Origin of the sequence: Holtiella tumoricola, assembly GCF_027857615.1 — a bacterium.
Lineage (GTDB): Bacteria > Bacillota > Clostridia > Lachnospirales > Cellulosilyticaceae > Holtiella > Holtiella tumoricola.
On record NZ_JAQIFT010000040.1, the window covers coordinates 119,516 to 135,247 of the forward strand.

General features: G+C 33.7%; 20 protein-coding genes. 2 read left to right on the forward strand and 18 right to left on the reverse strand.

The genetic code is table 11. From position 1 onward, the window contains the following. Window positions 1-19 precede the first annotated feature (19 nt). Window positions 20-370, reverse strand: coding sequence for a hypothetical protein (locus tag PBV87_RS09525; protein ID WP_271012071.1), 351 nt, complete (start codon window positions 368-370; stop codon window positions 20-22). A gap of 335 nt (window positions 371-705) precedes the next feature. Here PBV87_RS09525 and PBV87_RS09530 point away from each other — a divergent pair, with 335 nt between their 5' ends. After that, on the forward strand, window positions 706-876 hold the full coding sequence (locus PBV87_RS09530) for a hypothetical protein (RefSeq protein ID WP_271012072.1): 171 nt from the start codon (window positions 706-708) through the stop codon (window positions 874-876). A 95-nt stretch (window positions 877-971) separates the two neighbouring features. Here PBV87_RS09530 and PBV87_RS09535 read toward each other — a convergent pair whose 3' ends face one another. The 12 genes from PBV87_RS09535 to PBV87_RS09590 form a co-directional block, all read right to left on the reverse strand. Next, on the reverse strand, window positions 972-1,346 hold the full coding sequence (locus tag PBV87_RS09535; RefSeq protein ID WP_271012073.1) for a hypothetical protein: 375 nt from the start codon (window positions 1,344-1,346) through the stop codon (window positions 972-974). A 152-nt stretch (window positions 1,347-1,498) separates the two neighbouring features. Beyond that, the gene (locus PBV87_RS09540) at window positions 1,499-1,777 is read right to left on the reverse strand and encodes a hypothetical protein (RefSeq protein ID WP_271012074.1); all 279 of its coding nucleotides are present in this window, start codon (window positions 1,775-1,777) and stop codon (window positions 1,499-1,501) included. 333 nt (window positions 1,778-2,110) lie between these two features. Beyond that, entirely contained in the window at window positions 2,111-2,290 is a 180-nt protein-coding gene (locus PBV87_RS09545; RefSeq protein ID WP_053983510.1) for a hypothetical protein, read from the reverse strand. A gap of 299 nt (window positions 2,291-2,589) precedes the next feature. Continuing rightward, window positions 2,590-3,054 (reverse strand): hypothetical protein, encoded by a 465-nt coding sequence (locus tag PBV87_RS09550; RefSeq protein ID WP_271012075.1) that lies wholly within the window; start codon window positions 3,052-3,054, stop codon window positions 2,590-2,592. A 34-nt stretch (window positions 3,055-3,088) separates the two neighbouring features. After that, window positions 3,089-3,655, reverse strand: a complete 567-nt coding sequence (locus PBV87_RS09555) for an HD domain-containing protein (RefSeq protein ID WP_053983512.1) — start codon at window positions 3,653-3,655, stop codon at window positions 3,089-3,091. A gap of 126 nt (window positions 3,656-3,781) precedes the next feature. Further along, a complete protein-coding gene (locus tag PBV87_RS09560) occupies window positions 3,782-4,390 on the reverse strand; it encodes a YdcF family protein (RefSeq protein WP_271012076.1) in 609 nt (202 codons plus the stop codon). 829 nt (window positions 4,391-5,219) lie between these two features. Further along, window positions 5,220-6,101 (reverse strand): aminoglycoside 6-adenylyltransferase, encoded by an 882-nt coding sequence (locus tag PBV87_RS09565; protein WP_271012077.1) that lies wholly within the window; start codon window positions 6,099-6,101, stop codon window positions 5,220-5,222. Continuing rightward, on the reverse strand, window positions 6,076-6,849 hold the full coding sequence (locus PBV87_RS09570; protein WP_271012078.1) for an alpha/beta hydrolase: 774 nt from the start codon (window positions 6,847-6,849) through the stop codon (window positions 6,076-6,078). Before PBV87_RS09570 ends, PBV87_RS09565 begins: the two co-directional genes overlap by 26 nt. Continuing rightward, complete coding sequence (locus PBV87_RS09575; protein ID WP_271012079.1) at window positions 6,839-7,705, reverse strand: AAA family ATPase; 867 nt, start codon at window positions 7,703-7,705, stop codon at window positions 6,839-6,841. The genes PBV87_RS09570 and PBV87_RS09575 overlap by 11 nt, the downstream gene beginning before the upstream one ends. A 25-nt stretch (window positions 7,706-7,730) precedes the next feature. Further along, window positions 7,731-8,261 (reverse strand): GNAT family N-acetyltransferase, encoded by a 531-nt coding sequence (locus tag PBV87_RS09580; RefSeq protein WP_271012080.1) that lies wholly within the window; start codon window positions 8,259-8,261, stop codon window positions 7,731-7,733. Between the two features lie 139 nt (window positions 8,262-8,400). Next, window positions 8,401-10,092: an ABC transporter ATP-binding protein gene (locus tag PBV87_RS09585; protein WP_271012081.1), complete on the reverse strand. Its 1,692-nt coding sequence runs from the start codon at window positions 10,090-10,092 to the stop codon at window positions 8,401-8,403. A gap of 227 nt (window positions 10,093-10,319) precedes the next feature. Next, on the reverse strand, window positions 10,320-10,700 hold the full coding sequence (locus tag PBV87_RS09590) for a VOC family protein (RefSeq protein ID WP_271012082.1): 381 nt from the start codon (window positions 10,698-10,700) through the stop codon (window positions 10,320-10,322). A 177-nt stretch (window positions 10,701-10,877) separates the two neighbouring features. Here PBV87_RS09590 and PBV87_RS09595 point away from each other — a divergent pair, with 177 nt between their 5' ends. Beyond that, on the forward strand, window positions 10,878-11,666 hold the full coding sequence (locus PBV87_RS09595; RefSeq protein ID WP_271012083.1) for a C39 family peptidase: 789 nt from the start codon (window positions 10,878-10,880) through the stop codon (window positions 11,664-11,666). 140 nt (window positions 11,667-11,806) lie between these two features. Here PBV87_RS09595 and PBV87_RS09600 read toward each other — a convergent pair whose 3' ends face one another. The 5 genes from PBV87_RS09600 to PBV87_RS09620 all read right to left on the reverse strand — a co-directional run bounded on the left by PBV87_RS09600 (window position 11,807) and on the right by PBV87_RS09620 (window position 15,692). Further along, complete coding sequence (locus PBV87_RS09600; RefSeq protein ID WP_053983524.1) at window positions 11,807-12,484, reverse strand: Crp/Fnr family transcriptional regulator; 678 nt, start codon at window positions 12,482-12,484, stop codon at window positions 11,807-11,809. 142 nt (window positions 12,485-12,626) lie between these two features. Then, complete coding sequence (locus tag PBV87_RS09605) at window positions 12,627-13,085, reverse strand: GNAT family N-acetyltransferase (RefSeq protein ID WP_271012084.1); 459 nt, start codon at window positions 13,083-13,085, stop codon at window positions 12,627-12,629. Window positions 13,086-13,217: 132 nt separating this feature from the next. After that, window positions 13,218-13,655, reverse strand: coding sequence for an aminoglycoside 6'-N-acetyltransferase (aac(6'), locus tag PBV87_RS09610; RefSeq protein ID WP_053983526.1), 438 nt, complete (start codon window positions 13,653-13,655; stop codon window positions 13,218-13,220). 17 nt (window positions 13,656-13,672) lie between these two features. Continuing rightward, on the reverse strand, window positions 13,673-14,233 hold the full coding sequence (locus PBV87_RS09615; RefSeq protein ID WP_053983527.1) for a hypothetical protein: 561 nt from the start codon (window positions 14,231-14,233) through the stop codon (window positions 13,673-13,675). A gap of 184 nt (window positions 14,234-14,417) precedes the next feature. Next, on the reverse strand, window positions 14,418-15,692 hold the full coding sequence (locus PBV87_RS09620; RefSeq protein ID WP_053983528.1) for a methionine gamma-lyase family protein: 1,275 nt from the start codon (window positions 15,690-15,692) through the stop codon (window positions 14,418-14,420). Between the last annotated feature and the right edge of the window lie 40 nt (window positions 15,693-15,732).

The window sequence follows — 15,732 nt, forward strand, 5'->3', positions numbered from 1 at the left end:
CCTTAGTATATGTAACTTTCTATATTTTTACAATGCTTTTATCTATATTTATCGCATATTGTCCAGAATTCCAACTATGACTATCGCTTGCAATAAAAAATAAGCCCAACTGTTTAGTTGCCGAGACTTCAATATTTACTAATTTCCTACTAACATATGAAGTGTTGCCTAGTGTAGTTAACTCTATGCTTTGCTCTATCCCTTGAAGCATATTACTCGCTACTGTTCCAGCTTGCTTATCTTGCTCTTTGGTATAGACATCTTGAAGGGATAAAGCTTTTCTTTCGCCTGCCATTAGTGCATGTTTTAATTCCAGTTTGCTGGGCTCAAATATTGCAATCTGCTTTGTGTACTCTGCGAGCTCTTTCATTGAAATAAATTCTTCTAACTTACTAGCTTGTACTGGGATCTTATAAAAAAGAGCATCTACTTCTAGATGCCCCTCCTCCTTAATTTTTTCTTTTATTTCATGTTTAGTAACTCTTCTTCTAATCTTATTATATTTTGTCTATGATTATCTGCTGGAATCTTTAATCCCTTTGCTTCTAACCAACTAATAATGTTTGATTTATTTTTTACTTTCATGCAGTTTTTCAGCGTAGCTATAATACTAGCCTTCACTATTCTTGGACTATACGCTCTAATCTTATTTATTAAAGCGTTAAAAATCTATATAAAGAATAATGAAAATAAGGACGTATAGAAATGAATGGTATAAATTATGAAACAAGTGAAGTGATAGAAACATATGTATATCGTGAAAGTGGTCATAGTAATATTATGATATGTTTTATTGGTTTGACAGTTGTTGTGATAGTGATATCTTATATGTTAGGTAAAATGTTAAGGGAGAAGTTAAAGAATAAGAAAAAGTAGGTGTAATATCAATAAAAAAACTCTTAGTAAGTTTATACTAAGAGTTTCAATACTTAGTCTAGCTTTTGATAATAGTTTGCTTTTAGCTGCTTCAATTACCAAATAAGCTTTTCGTTTTTCCAGTCTACTATATATATGTTATATTTTTCACCAGACGTATCACAGTCAATCTTAATGTCAAAGACGCTATCTCTTTTAAAAAATCCTAAAAAGGTATTATACTTAAGTCCAATATAAATATTTTGCTCCTCTATTTTATACGTATAGCCTACAAAAGATGATATACTATCCATAACATTTCCTTTTATTTGATAGCATCCCTTTCCGGGTATAACACTTTCAACATATACTGTAGACGGGTCGATACAATAACGAAATCCACAAAGCTTCCAACTGTATCGTGATCCTAAGAATAGTATTACAATTAGTAAAAGTAATGCAATCACTATAGATCGTATTTTCCTTGTCATTTTACTTCCCTCCTACTACAGAATTTTCAATTACTGTGCATAAGGTTCATGCAATTCTATTTGCTAATTCCCTGTTAATCCTATTGTATTTACTCTTTGCCTGTGCAATTAGTTAAAGTACTAATATAAAAAATCGACTCAAGAAGAGTCGATTACTTTCCAGTCAGTATTAAAATTAATCTTATGTATCCAATTGCTGTACTTATCCAAGAAAAAAATGCTACACACTTATTCCAGGTAGTAGGTTTTCCTTTGATTGTAAGTATTGTGACGATCACACCTAAAGATGCAAATACTACATCAAAAATGATATCTGACATTATAAGATAATTAACGAAAATTAATTGAATGCCATACCATATAATTATAAATTGAGCAGCTTTTGATACCAAAGAATTGATTTTCTTTTGGTTATTTGTATATAGTTCCATTTCCTTCCCCCCTATCTTATGTCTATTATATCATTTATTGGATAATATACGCTATATTTAACATATTTTTAAGCTATTTATTAAGAAAAATTTACTCATAATATCTATTCAGATCGTAAGTATTATGGTGTTAATAGATTCTCCATCTATTCTATCTGTATTTCCTGATATTTGAATCTAAGCTACTTTTTTTAACGTTTTAATTATAATTTAGTAATTTATTGTTTGAATTTTAATAGATTGTGTTATAATACAATTAAAGAAAGCACCAGTGCGGCTAACACTGATGCTCCCTGGAGGTTTTATTTTCGGGGCTATAAATAGAATCACAAGTTATTTATTGCGATTAGAGTGTTCTCTTTTACAGGGTGGAACACTCTTTTCTTTTGCACTTATTTCAAACTCAAAGCCTTTCAAGCTTGCCTTAAGCTTAATTTTATCGAAAAAGGTATTTCGTCTAGGATAGATAATAATACCTATTACTATAATTATCATTAGTAGTACATAGTCCATTCATAACACCCCCTCCGCTTTCGACATAGATAGACTCTATATCATAGCCTCACAGGAGGATATACCTACAACCCCCGTGCCACCCATTGCACGGTATTCTTTACCATTTTATTATACCATTATTAGTTTAGCCTGTACAAGCTTATAACTCTATGTATTCTTAAAAATCTCTATTACTTATCATTTATATTAATACTTTAATCATTACAGATAACACTCTTAAAAAAGCTGAATGCATACTTTTAATCATTCAGCGTCTTTCTAAGTTAAAATATTATAATGAATGTTATTTTTTAAAGCTAAAACTTTGACTTCTCATAATTGTAAGGGATACTTGTCCCTACAAGTACATCTTCTATTTTCTCAATAATTAGCCAGTCATCCATATTCCCTTGATGTTCAAATTCTAGTGGTTCTATTTTTTGTACCTGCTCAAATTCAACTAAGCAGAGGCATTTTTTATGCCAACGTACTTTTTGCTTGTCTGATAAATTAAGCTTAGTTTGATGCGCTTCAAGTATTTTTGTAATCTCATCCTCTGTAAGCTTCACATAATTTTGAACACTTTTTACGGTTGCCATTGTAGAGATGGTTGTTGTGCCTTTCTCCATAAAATAGAGATGTTCTCCTTCAAATACTCTGCTATGGGGAATCTTTCTTCCAGCAGCACCTCGTACGACCATCGTTTTTGTACCTGCTAAAATTTGATCGAGAACGTGTTCTCCTTTTTTCCCTGTGTTATCACAATATACTAAATGTACCATATCTATTTTCTCCTTTTAAAGTTATTTAAATATATTATTCATTTAAAAGACTCATTACTTGAGTATACTTTTCTTGGTAAATTATTTTGCTTTGTACTGAAAGTTTATGATAACTACGTTCTAGTTTGTTACGTACAAAGACAACACCGTCTTCATAAGAAAGTTTTTTCTTTGTATATACAAAATACAATAATGAAGGAAGATTATCAAAATGCGAAATAGCATCTGCGTCTGCAACACAAATTTCTTCTATAGTACTTTTACTTTTGAGTTCACTTCCACGATGGTTCAGTATACACTTTTGAACACGTTCAATGCTTTCTGCAGGGTAATGCATGGGTTCTAAAAGTTCTTTGGCAATACGTGCGCCATGAATATGGTGGTCTTTATACAAGTCATAACTTGTGACGGAAGCAATATCATGTAGCCATGCACTGATGATGACGATCTCAAGATCTGCCCCATAGGCATCTGCCAATAGCTTGGCATTTTTTACAACAGCTTGAACATGACCATAACTATCGCTACCAAAGAAGTTATTGGGGCTTGTACATCTTGTCTTTATCTCTTTTTGTAATGTATCAATAATATCCGTTCTCATACTATACTCCTCAAGTTCATACAATTTTAAAATCAAACATATGTTCTATATTAGTATAATATTTTATTGTTGTAAACTATTACTTCAATTATTATTTATAATTTTTCAATAATTAAAACATAAACCTTAACCTTTATTTTCATTGCATATCGACTGCATAATGCATGTTTTAAACTGAGAACCACATCTTGCTAATTCTCCTAATACTTTATCTATACCGACTTCGGTCTGAAACCATGTGTCTTTACGAATACCTTGGATGTCTACAGGACAAATGATAAAGGTTGTATGGGGATAAGCCCATTGATAATAAGTATAACAACGTCTGGCATGGAAGCTTTTGCAACATAATATGGCTTTGTTGATTTGTAATCCTAAGGCATCCGTCACTTCTTTAGATTTAAAGGCATTCTGATAGGTATATTCTGCCAAGTCTTCTCTTAGAATAGCTATCTCACTTACACCGTTTTGAAGTAAAACATCCTGGAAGAATGCCCATTCGGTTGTATAGCTTTTGTTATATTCATTGGCCTTAGATAGTGGGCCCGGAAAGTAGCCACGAGAAGGACTGTATTTACCAGAAGGTAAAATGAATGGTGCATATCCGTTACACCAAAGTCTAGCAGCTTGCTCACCTAACTCAGCATAGGAACCTCCTGGAATGAAAATAATGTCAGCCTTTTCTAATGGATGCTCTAAAAAAATATAGTTTGTAATATCATCGATTGTTTTCATACTTCTCACCTCATTCTATGGATGCAAGTCTACTCATGGTAACTTATATCACTATTATTTTAAACTAAATTTTATATTTTTTTCAAATAATTACATTTTTGAATTAGTTTTTCTTTACCGAAAAGATAGATTAAGAAAAACTAACCAAATGTATCACCTATCCCTTTAGCGTGTTATTTGTTTAACTTGCCCAATAAGCAATTTTCCTTTTAGCTAAACGGTATAGTTTGCAACGAATTTATAGATATTTGCATTTCTGATTTCTAAAGAAAAAGCTTTGAAAACAATTTATTTATCTTGTTTTTGATCATTTTAATTTTGTGAAAATTTCACTCTATACATTTGTTTTCACTTTCGGTATAACTATGCTATAAGCTTCATTCGACGCCCAATATAAAAGTACAGCCTAAAAGGTTATTCTAGATAAATCCTTTAACTGTACCACTAAGAATAGCTTTTGAAACTTTTAGTCTTCCCCCTACTAAGAGTGGATGAACTTATTTTTAGGTCCTCCTCTATAAAGTGGTGGCAACTTCATAGAGTGGGGTATTATCGCTTTTACTTCAAATAGCCTGTTTAACCTTCTGATACACATTACTTTATCTTAATCGGATCGACCAACCTAACAACTGGTGGTGATAACTATATTGATAGCGCTTTCACCTAAGGAACCTTATGAAGGGATATCCTTTTAATGTAGACCCATGTGATTCGGTTTATTAAACAATGCTATTTATCCTTTGCCACAACAAAACAAGCCAGCCTAAGTTCTACCTCTGTTTCATCAGGGGGAAGGTAGATTTAGGTTGGCTTGTTTTGCATATATAATCTAGTAAATGTGAGTTGCATCTTTGGGTAATTGGTGAACATGTTCTAAATGCTTATAACTGGCATCTGCTTCGGCTTGATTATAACGATAGCCAAGTCTATCAGCCACTTCCTTTGCAACTTCATCAAAAAGTTTGCACATGATAAAGGTGGCTTGCCACATCTGTTCTAAATCTGCAGGAGCATACGTTGCTAAAAAGCGATTATAGGTTTCTTGATCAAGATAACGATCCATATATTTTGCAGATTTCCCAACACTACATGAAAAGTTTGTATCAAGCCCTATCTTCCAAGAAAGAAGACTCACGAGCTGAGGTCTAATACATGCATTCACCATATCCATAACATAGGGGATTTCTTCACGCCAAAGCCCTTTGGCCACATTATTTAGGCACCACCAAAACTCATTACACACCCCTAGAAATTCATAAAGTGTTGGTCTTTGTACATGATAATTTTCATCTGTTGACGGAGGTATCATAGGTAAGACAGACTGTTTATCTAATAGAATCATACAGAGTGTATCTGCTAAGAGATCTTTTTTAGCATACGCTACTCGGGAGACATGTAAATCTAATCGGTTGCCATCTGCAAATTGAATAAGCCAACCATATGTATCTTCTAAGTTACAATCCTCTCCACGAAGCACATCACTTTTTTCTGGCATTTGCATATAGAGTCTTTCACTAAAATGGTCAATCCAAGTTTCATCCTCATAAAATGGTTTTGTTTCTGAGACCACATAGATAATATCATAGTCTTGAAAAATATCTTTGGGAACATTGGAATTAGTCCTAGAACCATTCATATAGACGGCATGAATACGTGGATCTTGTTTTGCAATCCCTATAATCAAATCAAACATTTCTTGTTCTGTTCTCATATTTATTTTCATCCCTCTCTTTATCTAATAAAGCCTGAAAATGCTTTAAGATATCTGTTCGCTCTTCTTCTACATAATAAAAATGTCCAGACTCCTTAAGTGTAGCTATTTGAACATTTTTCATGCCCTTAAAATACTTTAACGACCTCATACTTACAAATTCATCCTGCTCAGATTGGAAGATAAAAATAGGCAACTTTAACTGACTCACTAACTGTCTTGTTGTATAAGCTATATGAAAGAGCTCCACATATCTTGGCAACCATGTAACATAATAAAGTAACGGTTGACGCTCTATGCTACATGCCTTTTTAGCTGCCACAGCTAGTGTATCTTCAGCTTTAACCAAGTCGAGTGCTACTTTTAAACTATTGATCATGCCCTGATACTTTAGTCTGATACATAAGGGAATAGCCAGTAAAAAAAGTGCTTTAATGGATTGAGGATAGTGCATCGCACATTCTATCGCTAACAACGTCCCCATAGAATGCCCCACTAAAATAATATGTTTATAGTTTTCTTCTAAGCCTTCTACAGTCTTAAATACATGCTGCTTCCATTGTTTTAAGCTACTTTTAGCAAAGTCCTTACCTGTTGCACCATGCCCAGGCAACAAAAGATTAACGGTATCTACTTTATCCTTTGCTTTTTCTATAAAATCTTCAAATTGGTTGGGACCTTCAATAATACCATGAACAAATACAACAACAGTATCTGACTTTTTTAAGTTAATAGGATCAATCATCATCTTCAAATGCTCCTTGATGTCTTTTAAAAAACTGATAATAGGTTTGAACATTTTCAAGTTCTGTCCATTTTTTTATGGTTACAGGGTCTGCATCTAAATCATAGATTTTTGCCCCTTGTATCGCCAATAAAAAAGGGGAATGAGTTGAAATAATAAACTGACAATCAAAATATCTAGCAGATTCTTCAATGAACTTTACTAACTCAAGTTGTCTTTGAGGAGATAGACTGTTTTCAGGCTCATCTAGAATATAAAGCCCACCTTCTTCAATCTTTTCTAAAAAATATTTATAAGCACTTTCACCATTGGAATACTCACGAATGTTATTCATAAGATTGGTGCGCACATATTTAGATTGGGTCTTGCTACGGGATTCATTGACTTTTTTGAGTTCATCATAATCTTCTAGAGAACGAAACTTAAAGTTCGTATGCTTAAAATCTAAATACTCTTTGAATAAGTCCTCTCGTTTCTCATCAATGCCCTCATTAAGGGTACGAATATTAAGCATATAGTCAAAAACATCATCGCTTGTGATAATCTTACTTCTACTAGGAATCTCTTGGGCAATTTCTAAATCACACAAGTCTAAATAGTCTTGATAGAAATTAGATCGATTGTATAAAGATTCTCGTGAAATGCGTAGCTTTTCAGCGATAACGTTTAATGCCGTTGATTTACCTGAGCCATTACCACCATAAAGAATGGTTATAGGTTCAAAATCTATCCGTTCAAAATGATGCTTAGATAAGATTTTAAAGGGATAGAAGGTATCATAGCACTTTCTTTTAATTAATATAATAAAATCAAATTCTTTGTCATCATTTGGAAATTTAAAACTTTCTAAATAAATCATTTTGTCACCTTTATCTGTTCTAAATTTAGTTTCTCCACTCAGATTTTAAAATGCCATAGAGATACGTATCAAGCCATAGAGGGTTACCCATGGCATCTTGCTTAAAATAGATGTTTTGTTTCAAGTGTCCCTCTCGTCTCATATGTAACTTTTCTAAAAGCTTCCATGAAGCATGGTTATCCGGATTGCACATAGCAATGATTCTTCTGGCGCCAAGTTCTGTAAAAGCATAATCAACCAGGGCACGGGTACTTTCTATGGCATACCCTTGTCCTTGATACTTTCGATTAAAAACATATCCAAGCTCCCACGTATCAAACGCACTTTGGTCTAAATAGAGATTACCTATTAACTTATCGTTTTCTTTTAAACATACAGCATAAAAACTCTTATGCTGAGCTCTTTTTGACGCCTCTTCTTTTGCTTCTTCTTCAAAGAAGATATCATATGGTTCAAACTTTACAACCTCAGGATCTGATAAATAGTCATAAAGGTCTTTCCAATCCTCTTTTCGAAATCGACGGATATATACTCTTTCTAAAATCATCGGTTCCATTTCACCTCTCCTTACCTTGTGCTCTCTTTTAATATACTGTATAATCAATGCCCCGGTAAAAATTATGTTCACTATTAATAAACTTATAAGTAAAGAGCCAATTATAGACTCACCTGAGTCAAATTGGCTCCCTTTCTATCTATTCCTCTAAACTCCCTACATGATAGAGTTCTTTAAAATAATCATTATCTGCTAAGAGCTCATTAAAGTGCCCTTCACCTACTACAGTACCCATATGAAAGGCTAAAATACGATCAAAGTCTTTAATGGCATTTAATCGGTGTGCAATGGTTATTACGGTACAAGGTGCCGCCACTTCAAGTACTGCCTTCATAACATGTTCTTCTGTTAGATTATCCATTGCTGAAGTTGCTTCATCTAAAATAATAACCTTTGAGTCTTGGAACCAAATACGTGCCAGTGCTAAGCGCTGCCTTTCGCCACCAGATAGAGTGATTCCCCTTTCACCTAATTTCGTTTCTAACCCATGGCTTAACTTAGTAAACCACTCTTCAAGGCATACATGTTTTAAGACAGCTACAATCTCCTCATCAGCAATTTGCTTATCAAAGATTAGATTTTCTCTGAGTGTCCCATCAAATATAGGACTTTCCTGTGGGATATAAAGGATCTGCTTATAATAGTCCTCCAAGCATATCTTGCCTAATGCTTGACCATCTATTTGAATTTCACCACAAGTAGGCTTGAGCAAGCCAATCAATAACTTCACTAAGGTGGATTTACCAGAGCCACTTCCCCCGACAAAGGCTATTTTTTCCCCTGCTTGAATGGCGAGCGATAAGTTCTTAAAAATCATTTGCTTACTGTATGCAAAATCTATCTGGCAAATATTGAATGCTCCTTGTAAGCTTTGTAGGGGCTCACCTATCTGTAATTGTTTATCTTCTTTTGCATCTAGAAAATGTGTATATCTTTTAAAAGCCGATTGGTCCAATTTATATTGTACAAACAGTACATTAAAAATGGCTATAGGGGTATAGGCATGGTCAACCAAAGTAATAAGGGCAATAACTGCTCCAATGGTAAGGCTTTTGGTGAACCAAGCATAAAGAATAATCCCTATTTTGATTAAGGTAACCAATAATGCAAATAACGTAAAAAATGCTTCATGAATTAAACTCATTTTAATTTTTGAATCCACAATTTGTGTCTTTGCATGATTTGCATGAGCGATTTCAGCTTTAAACTTTCTATGTAGTCTAAAGGTTACCATTTCCATAAAACCACGTGTTAGGAAATGGGTCATTTGCTCTTCATTATTCAATATTTTTTCTTTTAAGTGATATAAAGAACGCAGCAGTATATTAGTAATCACAAATACAAGAATATAACCTGCTAATACAGCATAAGCAATAGAAGTGTTTAATCTCCAAATAAATAACATACTAAAACCTATAGAAGGTAGTAGCTTCCTTGCCATTTCAAAATAAAAATCAAATAAGATTCGCTTACCTGCACCAGAACCACTTTCAATCTTTTGTAAAAGTTCCCCTGTCCCTAGTGATTGATAGGTTTGATAATCAATACAACTCACCTTTTTTAAGGCCTGTACCTTTAAATCTAAATAGATGCCATTTTCTAATTTTCTACCAGGATATTCATCAAGGTAATTTCCTATACAAATGAGGAGCAAAACACTCCCATAGATGATAATAAACCTAAATGTCAAAGTACCTGCTGTAAAATGGTCAATCAGTTGCTGATAGTAATTGGCACTTAAATTAGTCAAAAAGGCTAATACAATCCCTACTACAATATAGATTCCTATCCATACTTTATTTTTCTTAACAATTTCTTTTAAATACATCATATCTGTACTCCTTTAGTTTTGAATTAATCGGAATTTGTACAGTTATGACTGCTAGCACATTTCATTTTCATCTCAGTACAATCTGCTAACAGATTACATACACTGTACTGAGTTGTTATCTCGTTGATGTCTCAAAAGAGCTCACCCCTTTATATAAACTATAATCAAATTATAAAATACTTTCAAATATAAAGAAATACCCTTGAACCAAATCAAGGGTATTTTTATTATTGATCTTCTCTTAATAAGTATGAATTATTGTCTTGGTCTTTAAAGCTAAACATACTTCCATAAGGCATCTTCATTAAATCGCCTACTTCTACACCCTTTGCTTTCATCTCTTCATAGCTTTTTTCAATATTTTGAGTACTTAAAATGACATTTGGATGAAGTACATTGGCTTCTTTATTTTGAGCTAACATTAACCCTTTTTCATAAAGTACAAAAGTTGTCTCGCAACCTTTTTTAGGTGCTACTTCTAACCAAGTCATATGAGGTCCCATTGGTTGTTCAAAAGCGACTACAAAACCTAGTTTTTCACACCAAAATTGCTTTGCTTCTGCTTGATTTTCTACATATATTGTTATTTTACCGATTTTATTAATCATAAGTTGCCTCCTCTTTAGATGTCTTATCCTAACTATTATATCCCAAATGGATATTTTTACAAATAAATCTTACAAAATCGCAAGAAATAAATTCACCCTTCTGTAAGATTTATTTTCTAAAATAAGCTTATACTACAATAGACTTGATGACATGACAAACAGCGATGAGGGATGAAAATGAAGAGACGTAGAAAGAGAAAATTAAAGAAGAATGTACTTAGAACATTATTGACTGCAGGTATTATAACCCTTATATCCTTTGGTTTTATACAAAATCAATTAGCAAGGCAACCTGTAGTCGCTCAAAATGTAAAAAAGGATATTAAGATGGATCATATATTAGCCAATGAGACTCTGTATCCTAGTGCACTAGTAGAACTGGCATTAACGAAACCGGAAACAAGAACATTTGTTTATAATTATTTAGAAAAGAAAGATTTACCAAAGAAGGATCTAACACTAAAAAATTATACAAAAAGCACCTTTCCTCTCTTTATACAGTGGGATGAAAGATGGGGATATGATCAATATGGTGATAACTATATGGCGATTAATGGATGTGGACCGACTACTTTAGCAATGGCTATTGTAGGCCTTACAGGAAATACGGATGTAAATCCTAAAATGGTAGCAGATTTTAGTGTTCAAAATGGCTACTATGTCAATAATGTAGGTACCAGTTGGGCATTGATGTCAAAAGGTGCTCAGGCATTTGGTCTAAATAGCAAAGAGGTTCCTCTTAGTGAATCTAAGATCCTATCGCTTCTAAGGGAGGGGCAACCCATTATTGCCTCTATGGGACCAGGAACCTTTACCACAAGTGGTCACTTCATACTCCTTACAGGTATTACTGAGGACAACAAAATTATTGTCAATGATTCTGACAGTAAAGTACGAAGTGAAATGACTTGGGACATAGACGTATTTATGAAAGAAACTAAAAATCTTTGGACATTTTACATATAAGTGTCACCTTACTTAATAAGCTCTCTCTCCTTTGGTGCTAAGGAGAGAGAGCTTATTATTTCTTATCAGATAATGATTTTTACAGGTCTTGAAGAATTTCACTTTTCTTCATCTTCTTCAGTTATAATAAGATACGCCTCTTAGGCATAGACTTGATGCCCGTATTCACTATAATGATCAATCATTTCTTTGAGTTTGTTCTTATCTTTATAGACAATTTGTTGCCCTTTTTTCTGTATAATATTTTGGCTTTTAAGTTCTTGCATAATACGTGCAATGGTCACCATATGAACCCCTAAGTATTTTGCTATTTCATTATATCTAAAGTATTTGTCTAATACATATTCACCTTGTTCTAGCTTTGCTAATTGGAGGAGCATTTTACATACTCTGATATTCGTATGTTCATGGTTTGCACTTTGAAAATGGTAAAGCACATCTGAATAGTGTTTAGACATTGCTCTTGCAATCATAAATCCTACTTTGGGGTCTTGGTCAACAAGTTCATTAATCACTTTATGAGGAATTTTATAAACCACGCACGTTGTTTTCGTCACAAAGTAAGTTTCCTCATTCTTAGAATATCTGTCTTCACCTAATCCATAGCAAATAACGCCTAATAATGAGTCCTCTTGAAGATAGTTATAAATAATCTCTTCTCCTGTCTTACTCTTACGTACTAATGCACACAAACCTTCTTGGAGGTAGTAAATATAATCTCTGTTATCATCAATTTTCGAAAGGCTTACCCCTTTTGGTAAAACTTCTCTCATTCCTGCATTGCATAATGCTTCTTTATAAGATGTTTCAATCATCATATTCCTACTACTCCTTCGTTATATTTTTAACATATGTATTTTAAATACATCTAAATGTATCTCTTAATGATGTTAAGTATAGCGTAAGGGATGGTAAAAGAAAAATAATAATTTTTAATACTATCATTAAAAAAATTAATGATTAATGAATAGCTAAAACATAAACTTGACAAGGATTCCATTCATCCCAAAGAGTTGGAAAACATTCAAATTCCTTAAAACCAAGATGCTTATAAAAACGAGCTGTTTGGTCATATACATCATAACAGCCCTCTTTAACTGTTTTAACCTGCATATAGGAATAGCCTTGTTGCTTAGCATAGTTATAGCACACATCAAATAAATTCTTACCTATTTGTTGTCTATGAAAGGCTTTTAATATTCCCATAACATAGAGTTCTACAGTATGTGGACTTGTTTCTTTTAGTACAATAAATCCTTTCATATCCTGGTCTTCAATATCAGCCCAAAAGGGTAGCTCTTTGCTATACTGTACATATTCTTCTATACTTTCTGGTAACCCAAACCACTCGGTTAAATCGGCTAATACTTGTCTTGTTATTTGCTCTTTTTGTACGGGATCTTCTATCATACGTATCATAGTACTTTACCTCTATATCTCATTTTTCTTTAAACAATCTTTCTCTTTAACTGTGAAAAATTAAAAGCGTCGCCATAAGTCTCATCATCCTATTCGGCTAAAGGACAAGCAGGTATGTATTTTATAGGACATCTAAGAAAGATTTTTATTAAAACAAATAATTCTATTTGCTTCAATAAACCCTAGTTTTACATGAAATTTAAGACTTTCCTCATTTTCTAGTTCACAGTCACTTGCAAATTCACTACATCCTTTTTCTGCAGCCCATTTCTCACAACTTGCTAAAAGTGCTTTAGCATAGCCTTTTCTTCTTGCTTCTTCTTTAATAAATAGACCTTCTAAATAACCCACAGGGCTTGTACTTGTCCCTTCAACATAGTCGTGTCGTAATTGACACTGAGCAAAGCCAACAGCTACATCTTCTTCAAAATAGAGAAATAGACTTGCTGTAGGAGAACTTATGTAGGTACCCATTTCTTCTTGTAGATCTTCTACACTATGATGTGGCCATAAGCATTGTGCCAATACAGCTACGGTGTAGCTCTCGTTCATCGTCGCTTTTTTAATCATCTTTTGTATATCCTTTCTCAATCACTTAAGATAAAATTTCGTATTTCAACTTGCTCCCATTCTTCCTGCTCTGTAGGATCAATATCTGTATATAATATAATATTACCCGCTTGATCTATGACAGCTTTGAACTCAAAGTTCATTTCTTTTGTTGCTAAGTACTCATCATAGAGTTGTTGATAGTACTTGTCACCTCTAGCTTTTGCTTCTTTTATATAGCCTACTGTATCGGGATCTTTGTCATAATTTTTGTAGAGTATTTGATACCAAAAGTTAGCTTCTGTCTGCCCATTGTCTTCATGCTCTACATAGTTAATGATATCAAAGGTTAATAACTCATAATAATTAGCAAAAACTTGTTTGCACTTTTCTTCTAAATAGTCAGCTATACGTACTTGATGGGATGCTTCTACTTTATCAGTTATAGCTATTTCCTCTATAGGTTCTGCTACTTCCATTACGTTTTGTTCCCCTTTAGGTTGTCTATCCACCTCTTGTATAACCTGTGATTTACAACCGCTTAATCCTATTGCTAACATCACTATTCCTACGAATGTTTTACAACCTTGATATCTCATGAACATCTCTCCACAGCTTAAACTCCATTTCACCCTTATTATAGTAGCTTTACCCTTGTCCCTATTCTCATTTTTTAGCATGTTCTTCTAGTTTAACGTATTTAATGTATTTTGAAACTCTATTTAATAGAATATTAACAAAAATCACCCGATTTAGCAATTTAGACTAAATCGGGTGATCTCATTAAAGTGTAATAAGCCCTTTATCTTTCATAGCTTGTACAGACATCATAATCCCTAAATAAGCATGATAATCTGTAAGGCCTCCTTGGAAGAATACTGTATAAGGTGGCTTAATCGGTGCATCTGCACTCAGTTCAATAGATGCACCTTGAACGAAAGCACCTGCAGCCATAATAACAGGGGCATCATATCCTGGCATATCCCATGGTTCTGGTACAACGTAGCTATCTACTGGCGCACCCTTTTGGATTCCTTGACAGAAAGTAATAACATTTTCTGGTGTACGCATGTTAATGGCTTGAATAATATCATTACGTCTTTCAGTTGAAGTTGGCATCACTTCAAAACCTAATTTTTCATAAAGTGCCGCTGCAAAAACAGCACCCTTTAAAGCACTTGATACCACTTGTGGTGCCATAAAAAGACCTTGGAGTACAGGTTGATTAAGGCCAAGTGTAGCCCCAACTTCCTTACCAAGTCCAGGTGCTGTAAGACGCATTGCAGCATTTTCAACGTATTGCTCTTTCCCTACAATGTAGCCACCGATTGGTGCAAGCCCACCGCCTGGATTTTTGATTAGGGAACCTACACAAAGGTCTGCACCTACTTCTGTTGGTTCGATAGTATCTACAAATTCACCATAACAGTTATCAACCATACAAATAATGTCTTCACGAATCCCTTTAATAAAGGCAATAAGCTCTCCAATTTGCTCAACAGAGAAAGTTGGACGATAGCTATAACCTTTTGAACGTTGGATGGTTACCATCTTAGTTTTTGGTGTAATGGCTTCACGAATAGCATCATAATCAAAAGAGAAATCTTCTTTTAAGTCTACTTGTTTGTATGTAATGCCATATTCAGCAAGACTTCCATTTGTTTCACGAATGCCAATAACGCCTTCAAGCGTATCATAAGGTTTGCCCACAGGTGATAACAGCTCATCTCCTGGACGTAAGTTACCAAATAAAGCAACCGTTAAAGCATGTGTGCCTGACATAAGTTGTGGTCTTACAAGTCCAGACTCTGTTTTAAAGATATCTGCATAAATACTTTCTACAACTTCACGGCCTAAATCGTTATACCCATAACCTGTTGTTGCTGCAAAGTGTACATCACTTAATCTATTTTTTTGCATTGCTGCTAAAACTTTTGCTCCATTTTGATGCATACGTGCATCAATACCTTCTAAAACAGGTGCAATCTCACTTTTTGTGGCTTCACAAAATGTTTGCACATCCTGATCAATTTTAAAAAGTTCATATAATGTATTCATAATGACTCCTTTGTCTCGTGTTATCTGCAATACTTTTAAT